This window comes from Gordonia sp. KTR9 (assembly GCF_000143885.2).
Classification (GTDB): domain Bacteria; phylum Actinomycetota; class Actinomycetes; order Mycobacteriales; family Mycobacteriaceae; genus Gordonia.
This window is the reverse complement of record NC_018581.1, coordinates 5,325,621-5,350,838: the sequence shown is the minus strand read 5'-3', so window position 1 is coordinate 5,350,838 and position 25,218 is coordinate 5,325,621. Positions and strand designations below refer to the sequence as shown.

Below are 25,218 nucleotides of genomic sequence, written 5' to 3'. Positions count from 1 at the left end.
AACACCTCGACTTCTCGTAGAGTCCCTGAACCGAAAGATCGCTCATGGAACCCATACTCGCCGCCAATGCCGACCTGGCATGGATGCTGGCGGCCTTCGTCTTCGTCCTGCTGATGTTCCCCGGCCTGGCCTTCTTCTACGGTGGCATGGTCGGATCGAAGAACGTCCTCAACATCATGACGATGGTCATGTCCACCCTGGCGATCACGGCGGTTCTCTACGTCGTGATCGGACACGGGCTGGTGTCCGGTCCGTCGGTAGGCGGGTGGGGCATCATCGGCAACCCGACCGACTACATCGGACTGACCAACTGGCTCACCGACGACGCCTCCGGCGCCACCCAGACCCTGTACTTCGCAGCCTGGTTCATCCTGTTCGCGGCCATCACGATCGCGATCGTGGCCAGCGGCGCGGCCGGCCGGATGAAGTTCTCGTCCTGGCTCGTCTTCGCTCCGATCTGGCTTCTGGTGGTGTACTTCCCGGTGGCGCACTGGGTCTTCGCGGCCGACGTCGACGACAACTACAGCGGCGGCTTCCTGCTCAACGACCTCGAGATCGTCGACTACGCGGGCGGAACCGCGGTCCACATGAACGCCGGTGTCGCAGCACTCGCGCTGGCGGTGGTGCTCGGTGCCCGCAAGCGACGGATGGAACGTCCACACAACGTGCCGATGACCATCATGGGCGGCGGCATCCTGTTCTTCGGCTGGTTCGGGTTCAACGGCAGCTGTGCGCTCGGCGCTAACTTCCTGGCGCAGGCCGTCATCCTGAACACGCTGCTGGCCGGCTCGGCGGGCATGATCGGCTTCGCGATCATCGAGAAGTGGCGTGAGGGGCACGTCACCTCGCTCGGCATGATCACCGGCACCATCGCCGGCCTCGTCGGCATCACCCCCGCGGCCAGCAGCATGGCACCGCTCGGTGCGCTCCTCGTCGGCATCTTCGCCGCCGCGGTCGTCGCATTCCTGCTGAGCTTCAAGAACAGGCTCAAGATCGACGAGACGCTGGACGCCTTCGCCGTGCACGGTGTCGGCGGCATCGTCGGAACCCTCTGCATCGTGCTGTTCGCCACCGAGGCGGCGCCGGCCGGTGTCCAGGGAATCCTGTTCGGCGGGCCCGTCGACATCGTCTGGCGCGAACTCGCCGGCATCGTCATCACCTGCACCTACTCGTTCGTGATGACCTGGCTGATCGCCAAGGGACTGGACAAGCTGATGGGCCTGCGCGTCGACGAGGAGACCGAGATGACCGGTCTCGACGCCGTACTGCACGCCGAGACCGCCTACGAGATCCCCAGCGCTTCTGTCGGACACGCCGGCGGACTCTCGACGATGTCACCGGCTCGAGCGGCAGAACGGGTGGAGGAGGCGATGCCGGCGTCCTCGCCGGCCTCGGCACCACCGGCCGGGGTCTGATCGACGCCTGCACACGACGGCTCGGGGGTCCACCGTTCGACGGTGGGCCCCCGAGCCGTCTGCGTTGCTCCCGCGCGGACATCGTTGTCGGACAAACCGACACGTACCGCTCACGGAGCCGAAACAGGGTCGAAACAACCAGTAGGTCTACTAATAATAGACAAAGGTTCACAAGAGTGGACACGCGGACCGAAAGCCCCTAGAGTCGACCCCCGGAGCACATGATGACAACCACCGAGACGACGACCGGCGACCTCGCCGATCTCTGCGCGACGCACGGCACCAAGTTCATCCTCGCGATGTTCGTCGATCTCCGCGGCAAACCCTGCGCCAAGCTGGTGCCGGTGGAGGCCGTGGACGAATTGGCCACCGATGGAGTCGGTTTCGCCGGATACGCCGTCGGTGCCATCGGGCAGGAGCCGAAGGACCCCGACCTCATCGCCATCCCCGACGTCCGTTCCTTCCTGCCCATCCCGTTCATCAAAGAGGGCCTCGCCGTCGTCCAGTGCGATCCGCATGTCGAGGGCAAGCCCTGGCCCTTCGCGCCCCGCAACATCCTCAAGGCCCTCATCGCGCAGACCGCGGACGCAGGCTTCGAGCCGTGGGTCGGCGCGGAGGTCGAGTACTTCCTCCTCAAGCGGGCTGCCGACGGGTCGTTGGTGACCGCCGACGCCGCCGACGACTCGGATCAGCCGTGCTACGACGTCCGCGGGCTGACCCGCATGTACGAGCACCTGACCACCGTGTCCACCGCGATGAACCAGCTCGGCTGGAGCAACTACGCCAACGACCACGAAGACGGCAACGGTCAGTTCGAGCAGAACTTCGCCTACTCCGACGCTCTGACGACCGCCGACCGCGTCGTCACGCTCCGCTACCTGCTCTCGGCCCTGGCCGCGGAGCGGGGCATGATCGCGACCTTCATGCCGAAGCCCTTCGCCGAGCGCACCGGATCGGGATTGCACTTCCACCTGTCGCTGACGCGGGCGGGTGACCCGGTGTTCCCCGAGGTCACCGACGACGAACGCGGCCTGGGGCTGTCGGAGACGGCCTACGGATTCATCGGCGGAATCCTGGAGCACGCGCCCGCGCTCCAGGCCGTCATCGCACCGACGGTCAACTCGTACAAGCGAACCGGGGCGACCGCGACCCGCTCGGGGGCGTCCTGGGCTCCGCGGCGGGCCACCTACGGCGGCAACGACCGCACGCATTACATCCGGGTGCCCGACGAGCAACGCGTGGAACTGCGCGGTGGCGACGGTTCGGCGAATCCGTACCTGGCCGTCGCCGCCCTCCTGGGAGCGGGACTCGACGGCATCAAGCGGAGTCTCGATCCCGGTGCCGTCGGGAACTGTCCCGGCCACATCGCCGAACTCCCGCTCACCCTGCTGCACGCGGTGGAGGCGCTCGAGACCGACACGGTGGTCGCCGGCGCGCTCGACGCCGCACTCCCGGAGGACTGGCCGGACGATCAGCAGCGGGTCTCGGCGTACTTCGCCGGACTCAAGCGCGACGAGTTCTTCGACTGGCACGCGGCGGTCACGCCGTGGGAGGTCGACAAGTACCTGACGGCGTTCTGACCGTCGATCCCTGAGCGAAGCGTTTCTCCGACAGCAACATCCACCTCTCGACGTAAGGACCTGACCATGTGCGGAATCGTCGGGCTGCATCTGCGCAACCCGGACCTCCACCCCCGGCTCGGCGAGTTGCTCGCCGAGATGCTCGGCGAGATGCAGGACCGCGGCGCGGATTCGGCGGGTATCGCCGTCTACGGAAACCCCGCGTGGGCGCCGCCGGGGCACGGCTGCATCTCCCTCCTCGAACTCGACGTGATCCCCGAGGAGGTGTCCGCGACTCTGAGCGCGGCGCTCGGGGTGGCGGTCGCGGCGCAGGCGACAGACGTCACGCTCGTGATCTCCGCCCCGGTGACGGCCGACGAACTGCTCGCCGCCGCACGCGCCGCATATCCCCACGCACTCGTCGCGGGCTTCGGGTCGGACCTCACCGTCCTCAAGGGCGTCGGAGCGCCACGGGAACTGACCCGATCCTGGGGACTCGCAGCAGCGTCGGGGTGGCAGGGGGTCGGCCACACCAGGATGGCGACGGAATCAGCCGTCACCTCCTCGGGCGCGCACCCGTTCGCAGTCGGTCCCGAGCAGTGCCTGGTCCACAACGGCTCGTTCGCCAACCACGCCACGATCAGACGCGAACTCCGCGCCGCGGGAGTGGAATTCGACAGCGAGAACGACACCGAGGTGGGCGCGCGGTTCGTCGCGCACCAGCTGGCGGCGGGTAAGGACGTGGAGACAGCTCTGAAAGAGGTGTGCGCCAACTTCGACGGCTTCTACACCCTGCTGGTGTCCAACCGCGACTCGTTCGCCGTGGTCCGCGACGCCATCGCGTGCAAACCGGCGGTGATCGCCGAGACCGACGACTGGGTGGCCATGGCGAGTGAGTACCGCGCGCTGACCACACTGCCCGGCGTGGAGAACGCCCGCATCTGGGAGCCCGAGCCGGAGGTCGTGTACGCATGGACGCGATGACCGCCGAGTTGGCAACCACCCCTACCGTTCCCGCCTCCACCGACACGGCGAAAGCTGAGACGATGAGCCCCAACCACACCTTCGACCTCGCCGGCACCCCGCTGCGCGAGATCAATTCGGCGTTGCACGGCGACATCTCGGGAGAGGTCGTCATCGAGAACCCGGCCGGCGCCCACAGCGTCGCGGCCGGGGTCAACCTCCCGCTGAAGATCACCATCAACGGCCACGTCGGCTACTACGCGGCCGGGATGAACCAGCAGGCCGAGGTCACGATCAACGGCAACGCCGGTACCGGTGTCGCCGAGAACATGATGAGCGGCAGCGTCATCGTGAAGGGCAACGCCTCCCAGTCGGCGGGCGCCACCGCGCACGGCGGGTTCCTCGTCGTCGAGGGCGACGCCGCGGCACGGTGCGGCATCTCGATGAAGGGCGTCGACATCGTCGTCGGTGGAAACGTCGGGCACAACAGCGCTTTCATGGCACAGGCCGGCCGTCTGGTCGTCCGCGGAAACGCGGGTGACGGGCTCGGCGACTCGATCTACGAGACCCGCATCTATGTGCGCGGCGATGTCGCCTCGCTCGGTGCCGACTGCATCGCCAAGCCCATGCGCGCCGAACACCTCGAGGAGCTGACCGGACTGCTCAAGGCCGCCGGTTTCGGCGATGACGACCCCCGCGACTACACCCGCTACGGATCGGCCCGCGAGCTGTACCACTTCAAGGTCGACAACACGTCCGCGTACTGAGCCAACTGCTCCCTGAGGTGCGACCATCCCGTTCCCTGAGATGCGAGGAGCGCAAGCGCGCCGACCCACTGCTCCCTGAGGTGCGAGGAGCGCAAGCGCGCCGACCCACTGCTCCCTGAGGTGCGAGAAGCGTAAGCGCGCCGACCCACTGCTCCCTGAGGTGCGAGGAGCGATAGCGACGAGCCTCGAAGGGCCCCACCGTCGCCCACCACACGACGAAAGAGAACCGTCATGACCGACAACCTGAGCATCGAACAGCGTGGCCTGCGCGAGTCGGCCACATTCGACCGCACGACCATCGCCGCGATCCAGCGCGCCGCCGAGACCGGCATCTACGACATCCGCGGCTGGGGCGCCAAGCGCAAGCTGCCGCATTTCGACGATCTGCTGTTCCTCGGCGCGTCGATGTCCCGCTATCCACTGGAGGGTTACCGCGAGCGCTGCGACACCGACGTCGTCCTCGGTAGCCGAAATGCGAAGTACCCGTTGCATCTCGCCACCCCGGTGACGATCGCCGGGATGAGCTTCGGTGCATTGTCGGCCTCGGCTAAGGAAGCACTCGGTCGCGGCGCCTCGGAGGTCGGCACCTCCACGACCACCGGTGACGGCGGGATGACGCCCGAAGAGCGGGGGCAGTCGAAGCATCTTGTCTACCAGTATCTCCCGTCGCGGTACGGGATGAACCCCGACGACCTGCGTAAGGCCGACGCGATCGAGATCGTTCTGGGGCAGGGCGCCAAACCCGGCGGAGGGGGAATGCTGCTGGGACAGAAGATCTCCGAACGGGTCGCCGGGATGCGTACCCTGCCGCAGGGTATCGACCAGCGCAGCGCGTGCCGTCATCCGGATTGGACCGGGCCCGACGACCTCGCGATCAAGATCAACGAGTTGCGCGAGATCACCGACTGGGAGAAGCCGATCTACGTGAAGGTCGGCGCCACCCGCACCTACTACGACGTCAAGCTCGCGGTGCACTCCGGCGCCGACGTCGTCGTGGTCGACGGCATGCAGGGCGGAACGGCCGCCACCCAGGACGTTTTCATCGAACACGTGGGCATCCCGACCCTCGCCGCGATCCCTCAGGCAGTGCAGGCCCTGCAGGAGTTGGGAGTTCATCGAGAGGTGCAGCTGATCGTCTCGGGTGGGATCCGCAACGGAGCAGATGTCGCGAAGGCGATGGCGCTGGGCGCCGACGCCGTCGCCATCGGAACCGCCGCGCTGATCGCGTTGGGTGACAACGACCCCCGATACGCCGAAGAATACGAGGCGTTGGGCTCGGCCGCCGGCTTCTACGACGACTTCCAGGACGGGCGCGATCCCGCAGGCATCAGCACGCAGGACCCGGAACTGTCCGCCCGCTTCGACCCGGTCCTCGGCGGAAAGCGACTCGCGAACTTCCTGCGCGTGATGACGATGGAGGCCCAGACAATCGCGCGTGCGTGCGGGAAGGCACATCTGCAGCATCTGGAACCCGAAGACCTCGTGGCGATCTCGATCGAGGCGTCGGCGATGGCCCGCGTCCCGCTCGCCGGGACGAACTGGATTCCGGGGTCCGGGCTGTGAACCCGGAGTCCGCGTCGGTCGTCATCGTCGGCGGGGGTCTCGAGGGCGCGGCCGCCGCGTGGGCGTTGGGACAGCGCGGCGTCACCGATGTGATCGTCTGTGAGCGCGACACCGTCGGCGGTGGGATGACGGGGAAGTCGTCGGGAATCGTCCGCTGCCACTACGGTGTCGGCTCACTGGCAGCCATGGCCGCGATCGGGCTCGAGGTCTTCGAGAAGGCCGAGGAGATCTTCGGAACGGACATCGGTTTCCGGCAGACCGGGTACGTGGTGGGCGTGGGGGAGGCGAATGTCGAGAACATGCGCAAGAGCCTCGCGGCACAACGCGTGATGGGTGTGCAGACCGAGGAGATCGACGTCGCCGACGTCGCCGCGATGTGGCCGACCGCCGACCTCGAACCGTTCGCGGCCTTCGGATGGGAGGAACGGGGCGGGTACGGCGACGCGTATCAGACCGCGCAGGCCTTCGCGGCCTCCGCACGGGCGACGGGAATCCGAATCCGTCAGGGCACGAAGGTGACCGGCCTCGTCGTCGACAAGGACAGGGTGACCGGCGTCCGCCTCGCCGACGGCTCGACGATCTCCGCGGACACCGTCGTGGTCGCGACCGGCGTCTGGTCCAGGCCGTTCCTCGCCCCCTACGGGATCGACGTCCCGATCGAGGTGCATCGCGAACAGATCGTGATGATCGACCCGGGTGAGGACCTCGGCGAGGTGCCGGTCTTCTCGGACCTGGTGTCACTGCAGTACGTCCGTCCCGACGTCCGCGGTGAGATCTTGTTCGGCAACAGCGATCTGGCCGCCCTCGACATCGCGGATCCGGACGACTACCGCAATCGCGCGGATTCGGACTTCATCGACCTCACGGTCGACAAGGTCGGCACGCGATTCCCCGGTTTCTCCGCGCCGGCGATCACCACGAGCTATGCCGGGTGTTACGACGTCACGCCGGACTGGAACCCGATCATCTCCCGTGGACCGCTGGACGGGCTCGTGCTCGCAGCCGGATTCAGTGGGCACGGGTTCAAGATCTCACCGGCGGTCGGCCGGTTGATCGCCGATCTGGTCGTCGACGGGCGCAGCGCGGACCCTCGTATCCCCGAGTCGGACTTCCGTTTCTCTCGGTTCGCCGAGGGAGACCTGCTGACGACACGCTTCCCGTATGTCGGAGCCGGCGAGATGCGCTGACCCGGCCTTCCGATGACCTGATGCCCGACCGTCGACGGGAGCCGACTTCGTGTGTCAACTGTCAGGAAACGTTGTTTCTCACTATGCTGGCAGCGTGACGGACGACCCTTTGATCCGGAATCAATCCGGCACAGCGCGAGAGCGGCCCGTCGACCAGTCGGTCGAGGAGCTGGAGCTGGAGACGGCGATCGCGCACAACGTGCGGCGTCTGCGACGCCAGCAGGGACTGTCGGTGGGGGACATGGCGACTCGCGTCGGCATCTCCAAGGCGATGTTGTCGAAGATCGAGAACGCCCAGACCTCGTGCAGTCTCAGTACGCTGGCCCGCCTGGCCAACGGGTTCGACGTGTCGGTGACCTCGCTGTTCCGCGGCGCCGAGATGGAACGGTCGGCCGTGTTCGTCAAATCGGGTGAGGGCTCGGAGATCATCCGCGAGGGGTCTCGGGAGGGCCACGAGTACGAGCTGCTCGGTTCGTTGCGCGGTGAGCACAAACGGCTCGAGTGCCTACTCGTCACGCTGACCGAGAAGTCGGTCACCCAGCCGCTGTTCCAGCACGCGGGAACCGAATTCCTGTACGTCCTCGAGGGCGTGATGGACTACGCCCACAGCCGCTCGGTGTACCGGATGCATCCGGGCGACTCGCTTCAGCTCGACGGCGAGGGAGCGCACGGGCCTGTCGAACTCGTCGAGCTGCCGGTGCGTTTCCTGTCGGTGATCGCATTCCCGGACTCGGCCGTCTGAGACGAATGGCTCACGTGCGCGACCCGCTGAGATCGAAGTCGTGGCGCGACGTCGGCACCACGTCGAGATTCCGGTCCGCGCCGAACCGGGCCACGCTCTGGAGCATGAGGGTCATCCGGCGTTCGAGTTCCTGCTGGTCCCCGCCGCTTCCGTAGAAGGCGTGGATGTCGTTGACCGCCTCCATCGGGAACAGTTCTTCGACGATGGCCGCGACCGGCGGGGCGTTCTCGGTCAACGGTCGTTCGACGATGTTCTGGACATATCCGAACGTGGCCTGGGTGTCGATGGCGACCTGGGTGTGGTCGTCCAACCACCGACGGAGCCACTCGTCGCGGTCGAGTTCGTCGGGACGACGCAGGAACGCGATGTTGGACAGCGCGTCGATGCGCGTTCCGTCGGCGGGTAGTTCCGGATCCAGCGGCGCTCGATCGGTGACCGCCCAGGCATCGATCCGAACGCCGAGGTGGTCGTCGGCGGCCGCCAGGACAGGGCCGGGCTCGGGGGCCCAGAACGCCAGCACCGCAGCGATCGGCGGGTCGAGTTCGTCGATGCGCATGGCTCCCGACACCAGGTCGTCGCCGAGGTTGACCTGGACGCGCGTCGCGCCCGCGGCGGCACAACCCCGGACGAGGACATCGGCATCGGCGAGGGTCGGCGCATCGCCCCGGATGGCAACGATCACCTTCGAATCCGTCACCCCGCGGACGGTACCCGGCGATTCACGCGCTGGTCACCGATTGGCAGATCGGCGCCTAGAACTCCTCGGCGCCGATGAGTGCGGCGTCGTCGGCGACCTTGCGATCGTGGGCGACCTTGGCCAGCGACACCGCGACGAGGGCGACGACGCAGTACGCGGCGGCGAACCACCACGGGGTCGCCTCCGAGCCGGTCCACTTGGCGAGGTAGGCGACGAGTACGGCCGCGATCGCGGCACCCATCCAGCGGAGGAAGCTGAACCCGGCGCTCGAGACCGAGCGCGGGGTGTCGCCGCCGACCGCCGACATGGCGACGTCGGTGAAGAGGGTGTTGAGCACGCCCGACGGGAAGCCGGACAGGATCACGGCCAGACCGATCAGCCAGACCTGGTCGGTTGCGGTGCCGATCCCGGCCAGCACCATCACCAGCCCGTAGACCGAGACGGCTACGAGGACACCTGACTTCTCACCGATGAGCCGTGCGAGCAGCGGTGCGACGAAGACGCCCGCAATAGCGGTGAGCAGACCCCAGCCGAAGAACACCAGTCCCGCGTACATGGGACGCAGACCCATCGCGATCGGCGCCCAGGCGATCACGGTGAACAGCGCGCCCGTGTAGAACGCCGAGCCGACGGAGGTGACGAAGAGGGTGCGGTTGCGGAGGACCTTGAGCGGGTCGACGATCCGCACCTGGATGCGTTCGGATCGCGGGCCGTCGGCGGGGAGCATGACGGCGCAGAGGACGGCGCCGGCCAGCATGAGCAGCGCGGTACCGGCAAACGGTGCGCGCCAGGTCCATTCGCCGAGTGTGGCGCCCAGGAGCGGGCCGACCGCCAGGCCGATTCCCAGTGCGGCCTCGTACATCATGATGGCGCTGTTGCGGTTGCCGACCGCGGACTGGACGATGAAAGCCAGTGCGGTGGCGAGGAACAACGCGTTTCCGAGGCCCCAGATCACCCGCAACGCGATGAGCTGGTCGATGTTGTCGGCGAGGGCCGAGACGCCGGCGGCGACGACGATGAGGACCAAGCCGACGGTGAGAGTTCGTCGGGGACCGAAACGGTATGCGGCCCAGCCGGTCAGCAGCATCGCTACGCACTGCACGCCGACGTAGACACCGAACAGGAGCGTGAGCTTCTCGGGCGGGGCATTCAGCGCTTCGGCGATGCTGTGCAGGATCGGATCGACGAGGCCAATGCCCATGAAGGCGATGACGGCGGCGAATGCGGTGATCCACACCGCGCGCGGTTGCGCGCGCAGGGAGGCGAGCATCGACGGCTCGGCCTCGGTGCGGTCGGCTCCGCTCGCGACGGTGTCGCTCGGGGTGTGTTCGGTGACGGTCATGGGGTCCTTTGCCAGATCAAGGCGGGGTGGCCGGCGGCGACGCGCCGGCTCCCGCTCACACGCGTGCGGGGGACGCGGCGTGTGATGCCGGATGGTTGTCGAGTTGGTCGCGCAGGGCCAGCAGGGCGGGTCCGGCCGCGGCGATGGCTTCGCGTTGCTGATCGCTGAGTTCGGCGAGCGCGCCCGTCAGGACGACGTCGCGTTGCTCACGGATCCGCCCGACGAGAGTGCGCCCGTGGTCGGTGAGGCCGACGAGCACGGCTCGACGGTCAACCGGATCGGGTCTGCGTTCGACCATCTCGTGTTTCGTGAGTCCGTCGATCACCGACGTCGCTGTCGGCATGCGGATGGATTCGCGGTCGGCGAACTCACCCATGCGCATCGGCCCGTGGTCGGCGAGGACGCTCAGGGCGGACGATTGCGCCGCGGTCAACTCGACCGACGGTGCACGACGACGAAGAGCGAGGTAGAGCCTCGTGATCGTCGGCCGCAGGGCCTGGGCGAGTTGGGCGGGGTCGGAAGCGGACACGTTTAGCAAGTCTAATACTTAGAACTTCGAAGTAATGCATGCCAACGGTGTGACGCTCCTTACGGACGGGGCCACACGGTGCTCTCCCTGGATCCGTATGAGGTTGTGCCCGTGAACAGGGCACAACCTCATACGGAAGGTCGCGGCTTCCTCGTCGGAAGCGTGGGCTCTGCGGTCAGGCCCCGATCTCGGCACCGCCGTCGCGCCACACGGCGACGATGGAGGGACGCGGTTGAGAATCGCCGCCGTCCGGCCAATGGGAAGCCGGGTTGTCCGCGGAGTGATCGTCGAGCTCACCCGGGTGCTGGACGGCGATCAGGACGCGGTTGGTGTCGATGATCGGGCCGCAGGTCTCGCCACCCTTGGGGACGGTGAGGAACTGCTTGGTCTCCCCACGCCGGTCGCCGTCGAGGGCAACCGCGAACAGGCCGTCGTTGCTGTCGAGCGCGTTGCCGTCGGTCGAGATCCACAGGTTTCCGTGCGGATCGAAGGCGACGTTGTCCGGGCACGAGATGGGGCTGACCGCGGTCTTGTCGAACCCGCCGTAGTAGGTGTCGGCGGCGGCGGGGTCGCCGCACACCAGCAGCAGTTCCCAGGTGAACTCGGTCCCGGTGTGGTCGTCGGTCATCTCCAGAACCTGACCGTTCTTGTTCTCGGTACGCGGATTGACGGCGTCGGCAACAGCCTCTCCGACGGTGCCGCGGTCGTCGTTGTTCGTCAGTGCGCAGTACACCTTGCCGGTCTTCGGGTTCGGCTCGATGTCTTCGGGACGGTCCATCTTGGTCGCACCGACAGTGTCGGCGGCCTGCCGCGTGAACACCGCCACCTCGGCCGGGGTCATCCCCGGAATGTAGGAGCGAGCCGAGCCGTCGGCGTTGACCGTCAGCAGCGGTTTCCACGAACCCTTGCCGGTGAACTTCCCTGAGGCGGGCGGGGTTCCGGACCCGTCCACGGGGTCGGTCGAGTCTCCGGTGAAGGTGGCGACGTAGAGGGTGCCCTCGTCGAGGATGCCCATGTTGTGCTCGCGGGCGGTCCGTGACAGACCACTCTTCATCTTCCGGCTGGACACGAACTTGTAGATGTACTCGAACTTCTCGTCGTCACCGCTGTAGGCCACGACCGTGTCTTTGTCCGGGCCGCTGCCGACGACATAGATGTTCGCCGACTCGTGCTTGAACCGTCCCATCGAACTGTGTTTGACCGGAACGGAATTCGGGTCATGCGGGTCGACCTCGACGATGTAGCCGAAGCGATTGCCCTCGTTCGGTTCGACAGCGAGATCGAAGCGTTTGTCGAACCGTCCCCAGTGGTGCTCGTCCCCGTCGTCCTCGAAGGAGTAGCGCTCGAGTCGCTCCGCTGCCTTGGGATCGGTGATCGTGCTCGGGTTGGCGAAGTAGTTGTTGAAGTTCTCCTCACCGGAGAGCATGGTGCCCCACGGGGTCAGTCCGCCGGAACAGTTGGCGAAGGTCCCCAGGACGGTGGTCCCGGCCGGGTCGGCAGCGGTCTTGACGAACTCGCTGCCGGCGGCTGGTCCCGTCAGGCGAAACGGGCTGGACGCGGTGAGGCGCCGATTACGCGGTCCCACAACGGTTGTGAGTGCACCGCTCCCGGACTTCGAGGTGACCTCGACGATCGCTATGCCGACCGACGCCATGGCGATCCGGGCCTGCTGCTCGGTGGGCTCGCCGTCGGTGTACCCGGCGAACATGAACGGCTCGGTCGGATACTCGAGGTTGGCGACCAGATAGTGATGGTCGGAGACCCCGTCCACGGGGATGAGCCCCGCGAAGTCGTTGTTGAACCCGAACTGTCCGGCCTGCGCCTCCGGGGTCTGATTGGCGAAGTCGAACTCGGGAGCACCGGGCAGAATGGGATCACCCCATCTGATCACGACCTCTTGGCGGTATCCCGCCGGGATCACCACGGCGTCTTCGGTATTGGGTGCGACGGCATCGAACTTCATGCCGGGCAGTGCATCTCCGGACGATGCGCTGCTCGGGGATGCGGGGTCCGATGATCCGGAGTCCCCGCACGCCGCCAGCAGCGAGGTCGCGCCGACGGCCACCGCGGCACCGGCGGAGGTCTTGAGGACGCTGCGACGCGACACCGCGGTCCGGACGATCTCGCGGAAATAGGTGTTGTCGCTGGTGTTTCCCGGGTCGTGGCGGCACGCGTCGCCACACTTGTATCGGCAGGTCACGTAGGCGCGGGACGAGCGTCCGGCATCCTCACCGGTGGACATGAACAGCTGCAACGGAATACGCACACGGGCTCCTCTGGAAGCATGGTCGCGCCACGGGGCCGGCGCACGACGAAGAGCACGTTAGGAGGGCGAAGCGAACCGATGGCTACCCGTGTGTGAACGGCAACCCAACACCCCTGTTGGTTCCACGTGGAACAACGCCAGGCTTCGATTGGGTCCGCTCGCTACGCTCCCGGCGCCGGTGCCTCAGAAGCGGCCGCCGGTGCCGATCCGTCCCGAGGACCCGGAGCCGCCGAACGACCCGGGGCTGCGTCCGCCACTACCGAAGCCCCCGCCGAAGCCGCCCCCGGCGAAGCCTCCGCCGCGCCCACCGATGGTGCCGCGCAGGAAACTGTCGACGAGGATGCCGCCCAAGACCGCGCCGGCGGTCGATGAACCGGTCGGGTGTCGCTGTTGAGACTGCTGCCAGCTCACCACGTCGCCCTGGGCGGCCATCAGGGCCTGGTCGGCCAGAGATCCGGCGCGACGAGCGGTCTGGGTCGCCGCCGGCGGGTCGGTGGCAGCGGCGTCCGTCGCGGACTGCAGGAGGCGTTGCGCCTCGGCGAGCCGGGTGCGGGCGGTGGACTGGACGGCGCCGCGGCGGGTGCCGATGAAGTCGGCGGCGGCGGTCACCTTGGCGCCCGCTGATTCGAGTGCGGCCGTGAGGACCTGTGCGCGGCGGACGCGCTCGGCGGCGGCATCACGCGCTGCCGCAAGTGCGTCGTCGAGGTCGGCGTCGGCGTCGACCAGCGCGGTGAAGGTCCCCAAGGGATCGGTGTCGAAGCTGCTGCGCGCACCCGCGACCGCCGCACTCGCGGTCTCGATCGCGGTCACCAGCGACGTGCCGCCGGCCTCGGCCAGGGCATTCGCCTCGGCGAGTTCCTCCTCGACCTCGGCGACGAGCGCCGGCATCCGGGAGCGGGCGGCGGCAATGTTGGCATCCGCGTGGTCGATGGCGTCGAGGAGCACCGTCGCCAGCTCGATCGAACCCTCCGCCGACCGGATGGCGGCGACCGCCGGACCCTGCTGACCGACCGGTGCGGTGATCGCGGCCCGGCCCTGATCCGCGGTCGCCTCTGCGAAGTCGATCTGGGAGCGGGCCAGGTCGACGTTGTCGAGAATCGAGGTCAGTGTGCCCTCGCCGTGCTTGCCGACGAGATCGGTCAGCTGCTGCGAGGCAGTCTCCAGACGGGCGCGCAGGCCGATCAGCTGCTGGGTGATCGAGTCGAATCGAGCGTCCGCGTTGATCAGAAGGTTGCGCATCGCGTCGAAGTTGTCGACCTGATCGTCCAGCACACTGTCGATCTCGGTGCACATGGTGATGATCTGCACCAGGATCGATCGACGCTCGTCGTCGGTCTCGGCGACGTTGTCGTCGAGCCGTTGCCGAAGCGCAAATGCCCGAGCCAGCGCCTGCTCGGCCTGCCGGACGGAGTCGGTGAACGGTGCGGTCTCGACCTCTCCGAATTCGCCGACGGCCAGTTGCAGCTCTTCTTCGCTGGTGCGGATCGCGTTGTCGAGGTCGGTGAGCACCTCGCGCGACCACGGGTCGAGCACGTCGACGGGCTGGGCGGCCAACTGGTCGACGGTCAGTTCCTGCTCGCGGAGCGTCTCGACGCCCTCGGTGATTCGGCGTTGCCTCCGTCGTCGCGAGTAGAGGTACGCGCCGCCGCCGCCGAGGACGACCACCCCGCCGACGACACCGGCCGCGATGATGCCGGTGTGGCTCGGATCGAGTGCTCCGGACAGACCGTTGACCGCGGCCAGTCCGGCTCCCGCCCAGTTCTCCTCGCGCAGCTGCGGGACGACGTCGTCGTTGGCAACCTCTTCGAGCGTCGACTGATCCAGGCCGCCGGCGCTGTCGGGCGCGAACAACCGGTACGCCCGATCCTCGGTCGCGACGGCGAGCAGGGCGTCGTGATCACCCAGCTCACTGGCGACGGCGGTCTGATCTGCCCACTGCTCGCTGGTGAGACCGCCGAAGTCGCGGACGTACACGATCCACATCTGGACCGCGTGGTCGCTGTAGAGCGAGTCGATCGCGGCCTCGAGTTCGGTGCGTTGTGCCGGACTGATCGCGTCCGCGGAGTCGACGACGTAGTTCGGCAACCGGGTCGGCGGTTCGGCGGACGCCGCGCCGGGTGACGCGAGGGCCACGAGGACTCCCAGCAGTCCTACCAGCGCGGCCGCCGAAGCCACACGTGTCAGCAGTTCCCGAAGTGCCGGCACTCGATGCATGATCACAAACCTAGTCGTGCAGACGTGCGATGCCGACGAGGCATCGGGTCGGGTGTTGCATCCGGGCAATCGTCCGGCCGAGCGAATGACGGGCGGCGCCATACGGCGCCGCCCGCGACGCGGTCAGTTCCGCGAGTCGCGCCACCGGCACAGCGCCTCGAGGGCGGTGAGGTCATAGTCGGGCCCCGTGACGCCGACGGTCAACAGCGTGACGCCTTCGTCGGCCAGCGCATCCGCGTCGCGGAGCAGTGCGTCGGTGTCGCCGCTGAAGTTCACCCCGGACGACCGTTCGATGGTCTCCGGGTCACGACCCACGGCCGCGCAGTGCTCGGCCAGCACCTTGGACTTGTGCCGGTACTGCTCGACGTCGTTGAAGCCGTGCCAGACGTCGCCGTGCTCGGCGATGTAGCGCAGTGTCTTCTTCTCTCCGCTGCCACCGATCAGGATCGGGATGTTGCGGGTGGGAGCCGGATTGAGCTTGGCCAGACGCGATTTGATCCTCGGCAGCGCCGCGCCGAAATCGTTCAGACGGGACCCGACGGTGCCGAAGTCGTATCCGTACTCGTCGTAGTCCTTCTCGAACCAGCCGGCTCCGACGCCCAGGATCAGGCGGCCGCCACTGATGTGGTCGACCGTGCGGGCCATGTCGGCGAGCAATTCCGGATTGCGGTAGGAGTTGCAGGTCACGAGCGCGCCGATCTCCACGCGGGAGGTCTGCTCGGCCCACGCGCCGAGCATCGTCCAGCATTCGAAGTGTTCGCCTTCGGGTGCGCCGTAGAGCGGATAGAAGTGATCCCAGTTGAATGCGACGTCGACGCCCGTGTCCTCGGCGCGTCGAACCGCGTCGCGGATCAACGAGTACTCGGGTGCGTGCTGGGGCTGGATCTGGACACCGATGCGAATGGGGAATGCCATGCCGACCAGTCTGCCTGCTGTCGGCGCAATCGTCGACGAAGGCGACCGGCGAGACCGTGATGCCCCGACCCCGCCGGTGTCCGCCCTGACCCCGCGCCGGACTTCTTGCGGGTTCGGCAACGGTCCTGGCCACCCGCGACCGCGCGTGCCACAGTCGACTGCATGGCCACCGAGAACAGCCGTCCCGACACCATGACCGAGCCATCGAGACCCGACAACCCGGGTACCGCCGAGGGTTGGGATGCGCGGTACAGCAGCGCTGACCGGCTCTGGACTTCGGACGTCAACCCGGCACTGGTCGCCGAGGTGTCCGGGATCGATCCGGGCACCGCACTCGACGTCGGGTCGGGGGAGGGCGCCGACGCCCGCTGGCTCGCCGATCGTGGATGGCAGGTCACCGCCCTCGACATCTCCCAGGTCGCCGTCGACCGGGCTCAAGAGATCGATCCACGACCGTCGATCACCTGGTTGCGTGCCGACGTGATCGCCGATGACGTGCCGGCGACCGGCGTCGATCTCGTGACGGCGCACTACTTCCCGATCCCGAAGGAGAACGTCGACGCGGCTCGCCGACTGGTCGACGCCGTCGGGCCCGGCGGGTCCCTGCTGGTGGTCGCCCACGCCCCCGAGGGCGTGCGGGCCCATGGGTTCGACCCCGACGCGTACGTCCAGCCCGGGGATTTCGCGGATCTGCTCGGCGACGGATGGGACATCGTGACCGACGAGACGCGGGAACGCGGGAAGGCTGCCGGACGCGGCCACCACACGCACGACGTGGTGTTCCGGGCGCGGCGCCGGGCCGACTGAGATCGAGTTGCGTTCTGGCCCGGAACCGGGACAAATCGCACCCTGATCTCGACGAGGTGTACACGCACACGAGCACGCCGAACGCTTGCACCCCGGAATTGAGTGCACATCTGTACACTCGGGGCCATGACCGCCACGACCACGCGTGAGGCCGAGCTGCGGGCGCTCACCCACCTCGGGCTCTACGAAGCCGGCGCTGCCACGCGAGGCGTCGGAGCGATGCATCGTGTCATCGCCGGTGGTGTCTTCCGGATGCTCCGGCCGGTGTTGGGGAGTTCCGTCGACACGGCACAGATGGTGCACGACGCCGTCAGCGAGGGCACCTACAACTCCATCGCCGCGGCGCTCGACGCCGGTAGGTCGGCAGCGGACCACGTGCCGTGGCCGGAGGGCCGCGCACCGTCGCACACCCATCGTGGCGCCGTGCTCCTCGGCATCCTCAACGGCCTCATCGGCGATGAACTCGAGACCGCGGAATCGCCCCTGACGGCCGACATGTCGATCCGCGTCGACGGCCGTCCGGTCGCGCTCGACGCCGAGTCGTTGCGCGCGGGCTTTCCCCACGCGGGCGGACACATCGTCGTGTTCCTGCACGGACTGATGGAGTCGGAGTTCGCCTGGTCCTCAAGTGAGCGTGCGACCTACGGCGAGAAACTGGCCGGCGACATCGGCGCCACCGAGGTCCAGGTCCGGTACAACACCGGTCGCCACATCAGTGAGAACGGCCGCGCGCTCGCCGACCTCCTCGCCGACCTCGTACTGCTCTGGCCCGCACCGGTGACCCGGCTGACCCTCATCGGTCACTCGATGGGCGGGTTGGTCATCCGAAGTGCTTGTCACACAGCCGTTCAGCGCAGCGAGTACTGGACGGGTCTGGTGTCGGAGACGGTGTGCCTGGGCACGCCGCATCTGGGTGCGCCGCTGGCTCGTGGTGTCCATCTGGCCACGAATGCGCTGCGACGGACGCCGGTCACGCGTCCGATCGGTTCCCTGCTGCGTCGACGGAGTGCCGGGGTGCGAGACCTGTTCCACGGCAGCCTGACCGACGACGACTGGGTGGGCCAGGACCCCGACGCGTGGTCGCAGCCGCCCGGTGCTGACGTCCCGCTGCTGGCGGGCGCACGGCATCTCTTCGTCACCGCGACGATCACCCGCGATCCCGACAACCCGTTGGGGCGCCTGCTCGGTGACGGGCTCGTGCTCGCACCGAGTGGGCGCGGGCAGCACACACGCCGGCGTCGTGCTCTGAAGTTCCAGGAGGGTTTCCATATCGGTGGCGCGCACCACTTCACCCTGCTGAACAGCGACGTGATCTACGACTGGCTGCTGGGCCACCTCACTCCACGAAAGGCGCTGCCGGCCGGCCGGTCGTCGTAGGACCAGAACGGGGTCCGTTTACAGCCCGGGAACTCAGTGCGGCCGGCGCTGACGGTAGCGGCCGCGTGCGGCAAGCACACCCACGACCCAGCCGACGACGAAGACGACGGCCAGGATGAACCACAACGGCGACTCGACGCTCACCCAGAACAGCTCGATACGCACGGTGGTCCGGTTCTGGACGATGAAGACCACCGCCAGAATCGTCAGCCCGAGCGCAATCCATTGCGGCAGTGACACTCTCGACAACGTGGAGGGTCTGCCGGATGCCGGCGTCGGGGCGCCGCGGTCTTTCGCCATGTCTGGGACTCTAGGTGCTTCCAGCAGCGGCCGTCTGCGATCCGGCTGCGTCTTGTCCCGGAAACCGGGACAAAACGCAACCCGACGGTGGACCCTCACGCCGGCGGGCGGCACCGGAGGCCGTGCGCCGCCCGCCGGGTGTCGCTACTTCTTGCCGGGATCGTCGGCGGCTGCGATCTCGACCTCGGCGGTGGCCTGGATCAGCGCGAGTAGATCCTTGTCCAGTCCGGGTGCGAACTCCTCGCGCCGTTCGGGTGCGATGGTCATGGGGAATCCCTCGGGCATGATCTCGGTGCTCAGTTCGGTCCCGTCACCGCTGGGGGAGGCACCGCGGTACAGCTTTGCCGCGTCGCTCTGGTTGTCGGCGCTGAAGGTGAACTGAACGCTCTGCAATCCCTGGTCGACCAGCTTCTTGACCTCCGGGTACCGCTCGGCATTGGTCTTCGGGATCGGCAGGATCGATCCCCAGTTGACCCCGAGGCTCTCCAGAGCCTTCGCGAAGGCGTTCTCGTGCGCCTGATCACGGACGATCAGGTAGGCGATCGTGGAGCGGGCTGTCTTGTTGTCGGTCATCTCGTAGATCCGACATTTCTGCAGTCGCCCGGTGGATTCGAGCATCAGGTTGTAGAGCAGATCCAGAACGAGGTTCCCGCTGTTGTACACGTACGACCCCGACCAGGGATTGCCGGCGGCGTCGACCGGCAGTGCACCCTGTGCACCGACGAGGTAGTGATGGATGTTGCTGGTGTCCAGCGCGATCTTGAGGGGTGTGGACCCCTTCTCACCCGGCTTGTCGACCGGATCGGTCTTCTTGCCCTTGTACTCCGGCGAACCGTCGAGCAAGCGCGAGATGGTGGTGCCGATGAGTTCGACGTGGCTGATCTCTTCGGTCCCGACACCCTGCAGCAGATCCCGGTACGGCTTCGACGCCGGATCGCCACGGAAGTTCATGGACTGGAACAGGTACTGCATCATGGTGCGCATCTCGCCGAACTGCCCGCCCAGCCCCTCCTGCAGGGCATTCGCGGCGGCCGGATCGGGCTCGTCGACGGCGATCTCGTTGATCAATTGCTGAGTGTGTAGGTACACAGGCTCTCCTCGAACTCGTTGGGAGGCGGACCGGCGGTGCCGGAGTTCGCATATGGAGTGATCGGTTGGCCCCGGACCGGTTGCGGCAGAGGATGAGCAATCCGACTCGCAGACACCCACGCCTCGCCGACGCCGGTCGAGGGGGCCACATCATCAACAGAGGCCACGTTTCTGGAGCAACTGGTACGCCGAGCAATACCCACGCCGCGATCACACAAACACCTCGGCCGGCCCCAGCTTCGTCCGGGGAAGGCCAAATTCAGCCTTCACGGCTCCGTCCGCGCCGCCCCACCTCGCGAGGGAGGCCAGCTCGATGTCGACGACGCCATCGGTGCCACGGAGCCGGCCGTCACCCGGATTTGGTGGCGGGGGCCTCTGCGTCGTCGGAGTGCCGGGTTGCGAGAGGCGTCGCGGGCGACGCGATGATCACAGCTGACCATCCTGGCCGTCGCCGGTCTGATTCCGCGCGGCCAGCAGCATGTCATGTGTGTCGGTGAGCTTGACACGGGGCCGGTTCTGCGCGTGGCCCGCCGACGTTTCGTGGTCGTCGATGCGTTGCCATTGCAAGCGATCGACGTTCTGGGGTCGACGCGCCCGGATGAGGTCGGCGAGATCTGAGTCGGTGGTCGCCGGCGCCACCAGAAGACCTCGGCGGTAGTCGTCGAGGAGAGCGTCGACTGTGTCCAAGGCGTCGGCACGATTGGTGCCGATGACTCCGGAGGGCCCGCGTTTGATCCAACCGGCTGCGTAGGTGCCCTTGAGCCGGGTGCCGGTGGTCGGGTCGATCACCCGCCCTTCCTCGTTGGGTAGCGTCCCCGAGCGGTCGTCGAAAGGCAGATCGGCGACCGCACGACCGCGGTAGCCGATGGACCGCAAGACCAGGCCCGTTTCGATGGTCCCGACCTCCGCGGTCTGTTCGGCGATCATGCTGCCGTGGTCGTCGGCGATCATGCGATTGCGGGCCACGGTCACCGACTCGACTCGCTCGGTTCCCACGATCGCCACCGGGGACGCCAGGAATCGCAAGACGATGCGTTTGCCCGACGAGCGGGACCGACCTGCCTGTGCAAGCACCACGTCGGTGAGTGCCTGCGCCTTCGCCCGCACCGTGGAGTCCGTGGCCTGCGATGCGCCCTGCAGATCGTGGTCATCGAGCACGATGTCGATGTCCTCGAGCGCAGCGAGGCCCAACAGCTCGGGCGTGGTGAATGCGGCATGGGCGTGGTCGCGCCGTCCGAGCAGGACGACCTCGCGAATATTGCTCATCTCCAACGATCGGAGCGCGTGGTCGGCGATGTCGGTTCTGGCCAATGTTTCTCGATCCATCAGCAGAATCCGGGCCACGTCCAGTGCGACGTTGCCGTTGCCCACGATGACCGCCCGATGGCCGGAGAGGTCGAAAGCGGTGTCGGCGTAGTCGGGGTGCCCGTTGTACCAAGCGACGAAGTCCGTCGCCGAACTGCTCCCGGGCAGATCCTCACCGGGAATCCCGAGTCGGCGAGAGTGCGCGGCTCCGTTGGTGTACACGACGGCGTGATGGTGGTCGCTGAGTTCACCGTGGGTCACATGCGTGCCGATCTCGACGTTGTAGAAAGTGGCGAAGTCGCGGTGCGCTGCCACTCGTCGGAACAACTGTGAGACCTCTTTGGTGTGTTGATGGTCGGGAGCCACACCGTGCCGGACCAGTCCGAAGGGCACCGGCAGGCGTTCGAACATGGAGACCTTGACGCGGCCCGCGCCGTGGTCGAGCAGTTCGGCCGCGGCATAGAAGCCGCTCGGTCCAGCACCGACAATGGCCACGCGTAGTGGCTCCTCCGACTCCGGCAAGGACCGTAGGTCGGGTATCGGCACGGGTCGATGGTCGACCGCATGTGACTGGTAGTACTCGGCATTGATGGCGGCGTAGGCGCGAAGATCAACGGGCAGTTCGTCTTCGGCGTACACGGCATTCACCGGGCAGGCATCGACGCACGCTGCGCAGTCGATGCATGCGCCGGGATCGATGTACAGCATCTCGGTGGTGAGATACCCCGGTTCCGACGGTGTGGGATGGATGCACCCGACCGGGCACGCCTGCACACAGCTGGCGTCGTTGCAGCAGCTCTGGGTGATCACATACGTCATCGGACGCTCGCATTCTCGACCCGGACGGGGATCCCGTTGAGGAACGCATTCCCCGATGGCTGATCGATGAACCGCGGATCGTCGGGAGTCAGCATGTTGTAGTTCGCGCCGCCGGCAGCGACCGCTCGTCGCCATCCGCCGGAGTGGCCGAATCCGTGGGTGAGGCCGACCGTCCCGTCCATGACCTCATCGCTGACGACCACCGGTACCCTGATCTCACCCCACTGCGAGCTGATGGTCAGCGAATCGCGGTCGTACACTCCAGCCGCCGCCGCATCGGAGCGAGACATGATCGCGTGGCAATCACGCTCACCACCCGTCATCAGCCTGGGCACGTTGTGCAGCCAGGTGTTGTGTGACCGCAGCGTGCGAACGCTGAACAATCGCAACGGGTACCGCGCATCATCGGTCGAAGCCACCAGCCTTTCGGTCTCTGTCTTCATGTCGGGCTGGTCCAGGTGCACTCGGTGATCGGGGTGGAATATCTTCTTGTCGAGTACGCCCACGGCGCAGTCGTCGGCCAGCTTCACCGCGCCCTGAACGGCCATCAGCTTCTTGCGGCTCAGCCCCTTCGGTCGGAGTCCGAACCAGTCGCCGTACTTGCCGATTCGCATCGTGAGATCGATGACGGTGTGTGGCTGAATGCGCAGGCCGAGCTTTGCCAGCAGCTGACCGCCGGGCACTGCCAACGCCAGGATGCCGAGACGGCGAGCAATCTGGTCGACGATCCACGCATCGCTGCGAGCCTCTCCGCGGGGTGCGACGACCGGCCCGACCCACTGCGCATTCGGTATCAGCGACTGGCCCTGGGTGAAGATCGGCATTCCCTCGCGTTCCAGCCAGAGCGCCGGCGGCAGGATCCAGTGCGCATGGCGGCTGGTCTCGGTGACGTACGGGTCCAACCACACCATCAAGTCCAGCTGATCCAACGCGGCAGCGGTACGGGCAGAGCCCGGGGAACTCGTCACGATGTTGCTCGACAACCCGATCAGAGCGCGCAGCCTTCCCTCGCCCGGCGTGGTGATCTCGTCTGCCAGACATGCCAGTGGCGCGGTGCCGTTGACCTCACCGATGCCATGCACGCGGGTGTGCCACCGATTGCGTCCGAAGGCACCGCTTTTGGCGCCGATGCCGTCGAGGTCGACCATCGGATCGCCGAACACCATCCCGCCACGCCGGTCGAGATTGCCGGTGACGATCGCGAGCGCATCGAGCAGGAACTTGGTCAGCGTCGAGAACTGCCCCAGCGACGCGCCGCACCGACCGTGCACGCTGGCGCGTCGGGCGGCGGCCAGGTCTCGTGCGAGCGACTCGATGATCGCAACCGGCACACCGGATTCACGCGCGGCCCGGCCGAGGTCGAAGGACTGGGCCAGGGTACGCAACCCGTCGATGCCGACGGTCTGTCGAGCTATCGCTGCCTCATCGACGAGGTCCTCGTCGAAGAGCACCCGTAGCATCGCGCCGAGCAGCCAGGGATCAGCATTCGGCCGGATGGGCACGTGCTCGAACAATCGAGCGGTTTCGGTGCGCCGCGGGTCCAGAACGATGACGCGTCCACCCCGACGAGGGATGTCCACCAGAGTGTCTCGGATGCGTCCGGTGGTGACCAGGCTGCCCTTCGATACGACAGGATTGGTGCCGACCAGCAACACGAAGTCGGTGTGGGCGTAGTCGGGTAGCGGGTTGACCATCGTGCTGCCATAGAGCATGTCGGCTGCGGCGAAGTAGTTGTTGACGTCGACCGAGGCGGACGAGAATCGATGTTTGGTGCCGAGCACTTCGGCGAAGCCCGCAATGGCCGTGCTGCCGTTGAAGTTCCACGCCACCGGGTTGCCATAGGAAACGCCGATCGACTGCGCCCCGTGGCTGCGACGAATTGCGCGCAATCGGGCTCCTATGTCGTCGAGCGCCTGGTCCCACGTCCGCGGGACGAACGATCCGTCGGGCATGCGCTGCATGGGATGCACGACCCGATCGGGGTCGGCGACGACCTCGTGAAACTGCACGCCCTTCGAACAGGCGAAGCCTTGGGAGGACGGATGGTCGGGGTCGGGAGCCAGTGAGATGACCCGGTCGTTGTGAACTGTTGCGATCAACCCGCAGGACGCTTCGCAGATGCAGCAGAAAGTCTTCTTCTGCGTTGTGTTCTGCCGACCAGACGCCGGAGCCTCGTCGGCGGGCTGATGGTGCGAATCAATCATGACAACGATCCTCAATCCAGTTGCGACATAGATATTGTTCGCCCCGAAGGTGGCCTGGCTCCCAAGCCCCACGCAGCGCGTGCCGGCAAGCTCGGGCTTGATACGGCGGTGTCCGACGTCGTAGCCGTGTCGCACATCACCGCACACCTGACACGAAGTGGACTTTGACGAAGTCGGTGGCGCCCTGTTTCAGCGCGGTGAAAGTGGCAGCCGCTTCCTCGAGCGGTACAGATGTCACCCAGCTCCAGTTCCAATCCGCCGAAAGTTCTACGGCAGTGGCGAATTCGTCGTCATCGTAGGCGAACGACCCGATCACGTCTCGTTCACCCACAACGATGCTGTAGGAACCAAACGGGATCACGACGTTGTCGCCGTGAATTCCCACCCATACCGCCCGGCCACCGGGGCGCAATGCGGCGATCGACATGGCCTGCGTGGCCTGTTCTCCGGCCGCATCGATGCATACATCGACACTGTTGGGCTCGAGTGCATTGACCACCGAGGCGATTCCCAATGATTCGAGCACCGCTCGTCGACTGGCCGAGACCTCGGAGATCACGACGATGCCCGCGCCGGCGCGCTGTGCGCAGAGGGCTGCGGCGATGCCGATCGGGCCGCCACCGATGATGCCCACCGTCATGCCCGCTACATCGCCGGCGCGGTTGATGGCGTGCAGTGCAGTCGCAGTCACCTCCGACATCGCGGCCGCCGTCCATGACGCGTGGTCGGGCAGCATGACCAGGCGCCCCTCCGGAACAGCAACTCGCTCAGCGATTCCTCCCGCGCGAGAGATTCCGATGATGGTGTTGTGCCCGCACAGGTGTGGCCGTCCGGCTGAGCAGCACTCACAATTGCCGCAGGGCAATTGGGGATTCACCGCTACGCGCCTGCCGTCCTCGGTCACGCCTGCGAACTCATGGCCGATGATGAGCGGGGACGGATATAGTTCGTCCCCCACACCGTGCAGATCGGATCCGCAGACGCCTGCAGCGCGGACGCTGACCGCCACCTCTCCGGGAGCGAGAGAGGGTTCCTCGGCATCCACAAGCGCCACTCGACCCGAACCGACGTTCTGTAGGGCTTTCACGCGCTCACGCTCCTGTTGTGGTCGAACCGTCCTGGGCGCTGGTCGTCGCCTATTGTGCCGAATCATGCTGT

The 25,218-nt window shown here is 66.9% G+C and carries 20 protein-coding genes and 1 pseudogene; 9 read left to right on the top strand and 12 right to left on the bottom strand.

What is annotated here, in order from left to right:
• The first annotated feature begins 44 nt into the window (after window positions 1-44).
• The 7 genes from KTR9_RS24670 (at window position 45) to KTR9_RS24640 (ending at window position 8,196) form a co-directional block, all read left to right on the top strand.
• A complete protein-coding gene (locus KTR9_RS24670; protein ID WP_014928656.1) occupies window positions 45-1,415 on the top strand; it encodes an ammonium transporter in 1,371 nt (456 codons plus the stop codon).
• 221 nt (window positions 1,416-1,636) lie between these two features.
• Entirely contained in the window at window positions 1,637-2,995 is a 1,359-nt protein-coding gene (gene glnT / locus KTR9_RS24665) for a type III glutamate--ammonia ligase (RefSeq protein ID WP_010843857.1), read from the top strand.
• Window positions 2,996-3,061: 66 nt separating this feature from the next.
• Window positions 3,062-3,958 (top strand): glutamine amidotransferase, encoded by an 897-nt coding sequence (locus tag KTR9_RS24660; RefSeq protein WP_014928655.1) that lies wholly within the window; start codon window positions 3,062-3,064, stop codon window positions 3,956-3,958.
• Window positions 3,946-4,704 carry a protein glxC gene (locus KTR9_RS24655; protein WP_010843859.1) on the top strand — a complete coding sequence of 253 codons (759 nt, stop codon included), beginning with the start codon at window positions 3,946-3,948 and terminating at the stop codon, window positions 4,702-4,704. The genes KTR9_RS24660 and KTR9_RS24655 overlap by 13 nt, the downstream gene beginning before the upstream one ends.
• 231 nt (window positions 4,705-4,935) lie before the next feature.
• Window positions 4,936-6,267, top strand: a complete 1,332-nt coding sequence (locus KTR9_RS24650) for an FMN-binding glutamate synthase family protein (protein ID WP_010843860.1) — start codon at window positions 4,936-4,938, stop codon at window positions 6,265-6,267.
• Entirely contained in the window at window positions 6,264-7,454 is a 1,191-nt protein-coding gene (locus tag KTR9_RS24645; RefSeq protein ID WP_014928654.1) for an NAD(P)/FAD-dependent oxidoreductase, read from the top strand. The genes KTR9_RS24650 and KTR9_RS24645 overlap by 4 nt, the downstream gene beginning before the upstream one ends.
• A 94-nt stretch (window positions 7,455-7,548) precedes the next feature.
• Window positions 7,549-8,196 carry a helix-turn-helix domain-containing protein gene (locus tag KTR9_RS24640; RefSeq protein WP_425307037.1) on the top strand — a complete coding sequence of 216 codons (648 nt, stop codon included), beginning with the start codon at window positions 7,549-7,551 and terminating at the stop codon, window positions 8,194-8,196.
• Between the two features lie 10 nt (window positions 8,197-8,206).
• On the opposite strand, the gene KTR9_RS24635 is transcribed toward KTR9_RS24640, so the two are convergent.
• From KTR9_RS24635 to KTR9_RS24610, 6 genes are all read right to left on the bottom strand, one after another.
• Entirely contained in the window at window positions 8,207-8,893 is a 687-nt protein-coding gene (locus KTR9_RS24635; RefSeq protein WP_044507443.1) for an EthD domain-containing protein, read from the bottom strand.
• A 55-nt stretch (window positions 8,894-8,948) separates the two neighbouring features.
• Complete coding sequence (locus tag KTR9_RS24630; RefSeq protein WP_014928651.1) at window positions 8,949-10,235, bottom strand: MFS transporter; 1,287 nt, start codon at window positions 10,233-10,235, stop codon at window positions 8,949-8,951.
• Between the two features lie 55 nt (window positions 10,236-10,290).
• The gene (locus KTR9_RS24625) at window positions 10,291-10,764 is read right to left on the bottom strand and encodes a MarR family winged helix-turn-helix transcriptional regulator (RefSeq protein ID WP_014928650.1); all 474 of its coding nucleotides are present in this window, start codon (window positions 10,762-10,764) and stop codon (window positions 10,291-10,293) included.
• Between the two features lie 175 nt (window positions 10,765-10,939).
• A complete protein-coding gene (locus KTR9_RS24620) occupies window positions 10,940-13,030 on the bottom strand; it encodes a PhoX family protein (protein WP_014928649.1) in 2,091 nt (696 codons plus the stop codon).
• Window positions 13,031-13,213: 183 nt separating this feature from the next.
• Window positions 13,214-15,244, bottom strand: coding sequence for a TPM domain-containing protein (locus tag KTR9_RS24615; protein ID WP_044508276.1), 2,031 nt, complete (start codon window positions 15,242-15,244; stop codon window positions 13,214-13,216).
• Between the two features lie 123 nt (window positions 15,245-15,367).
• Complete coding sequence (locus KTR9_RS24610) at window positions 15,368-16,159, bottom strand: LLM class F420-dependent oxidoreductase (RefSeq protein WP_014928647.1); 792 nt, start codon at window positions 16,157-16,159, stop codon at window positions 15,368-15,370.
• A gap of 162 nt (window positions 16,160-16,321) precedes the next feature.
• On the opposite strand from KTR9_RS24610, the gene KTR9_RS24605 reads away from it, so the two are divergent.
• Entirely contained in the window at window positions 16,322-16,966 is a 645-nt protein-coding gene (locus KTR9_RS24605; RefSeq protein WP_083889009.1) for a class I SAM-dependent methyltransferase, read from the top strand.
• Window positions 16,967-17,092: 126 nt separating this feature from the next.
• On the top strand, window positions 17,093-18,343 hold the full coding sequence (locus tag KTR9_RS24600) for an esterase/lipase family protein (RefSeq protein WP_044507441.1): 1,251 nt from the start codon (window positions 17,093-17,095) through the stop codon (window positions 18,341-18,343).
• A gap of 33 nt (window positions 18,344-18,376) precedes the next feature.
• On the opposite strand, the gene KTR9_RS24595 is transcribed toward KTR9_RS24600, so the two are convergent.
• From KTR9_RS24595 to KTR9_RS28315, 6 genes and pseudogenes are all read right to left on the bottom strand, one after another.
• Complete coding sequence (locus tag KTR9_RS24595; protein ID WP_014928644.1) at window positions 18,377-18,643, bottom strand: lipopolysaccharide assembly protein LapA domain-containing protein; 267 nt, start codon at window positions 18,641-18,643, stop codon at window positions 18,377-18,379.
• A 144-nt stretch (window positions 18,644-18,787) separates the two neighbouring features.
• Window positions 18,788-19,732 carry a manganese catalase family protein gene (locus KTR9_RS24590; RefSeq protein ID WP_010843872.1) on the bottom strand — a complete coding sequence of 315 codons (945 nt, stop codon included), beginning with the start codon at window positions 19,730-19,732 and terminating at the stop codon, window positions 18,788-18,790.
• A gap of 426 nt (window positions 19,733-20,158) precedes the next feature.
• Complete coding sequence (locus KTR9_RS24585) at window positions 20,159-21,856, bottom strand: FAD-dependent oxidoreductase (protein ID WP_014928643.1); 1,698 nt, start codon at window positions 21,854-21,856, stop codon at window positions 20,159-20,161.
• On the bottom strand, window positions 21,853-24,060 hold the full coding sequence (locus tag KTR9_RS24580) for a molybdopterin-containing oxidoreductase family protein (protein WP_083889008.1): 2,208 nt from the start codon (window positions 24,058-24,060) through the stop codon (window positions 21,853-21,855). Before KTR9_RS24580 ends, KTR9_RS24585 begins: the two co-directional genes overlap by 4 nt.
• 136 nt (window positions 24,061-24,196) lie before the next feature.
• Window positions 24,197-24,796: a zinc-binding dehydrogenase gene (locus KTR9_RS27130; RefSeq protein ID WP_044507439.1), complete on the bottom strand. Its 600-nt coding sequence runs from the start codon at window positions 24,794-24,796 to the stop codon at window positions 24,197-24,199.
• A pseudogene (locus tag KTR9_RS28315) lies at window positions 24,797-25,213 on the bottom strand (alcohol dehydrogenase catalytic domain-containing protein); the annotation flags it as partial.
• Between the last annotated feature and the right edge of the window lie 5 nt (window positions 25,214-25,218).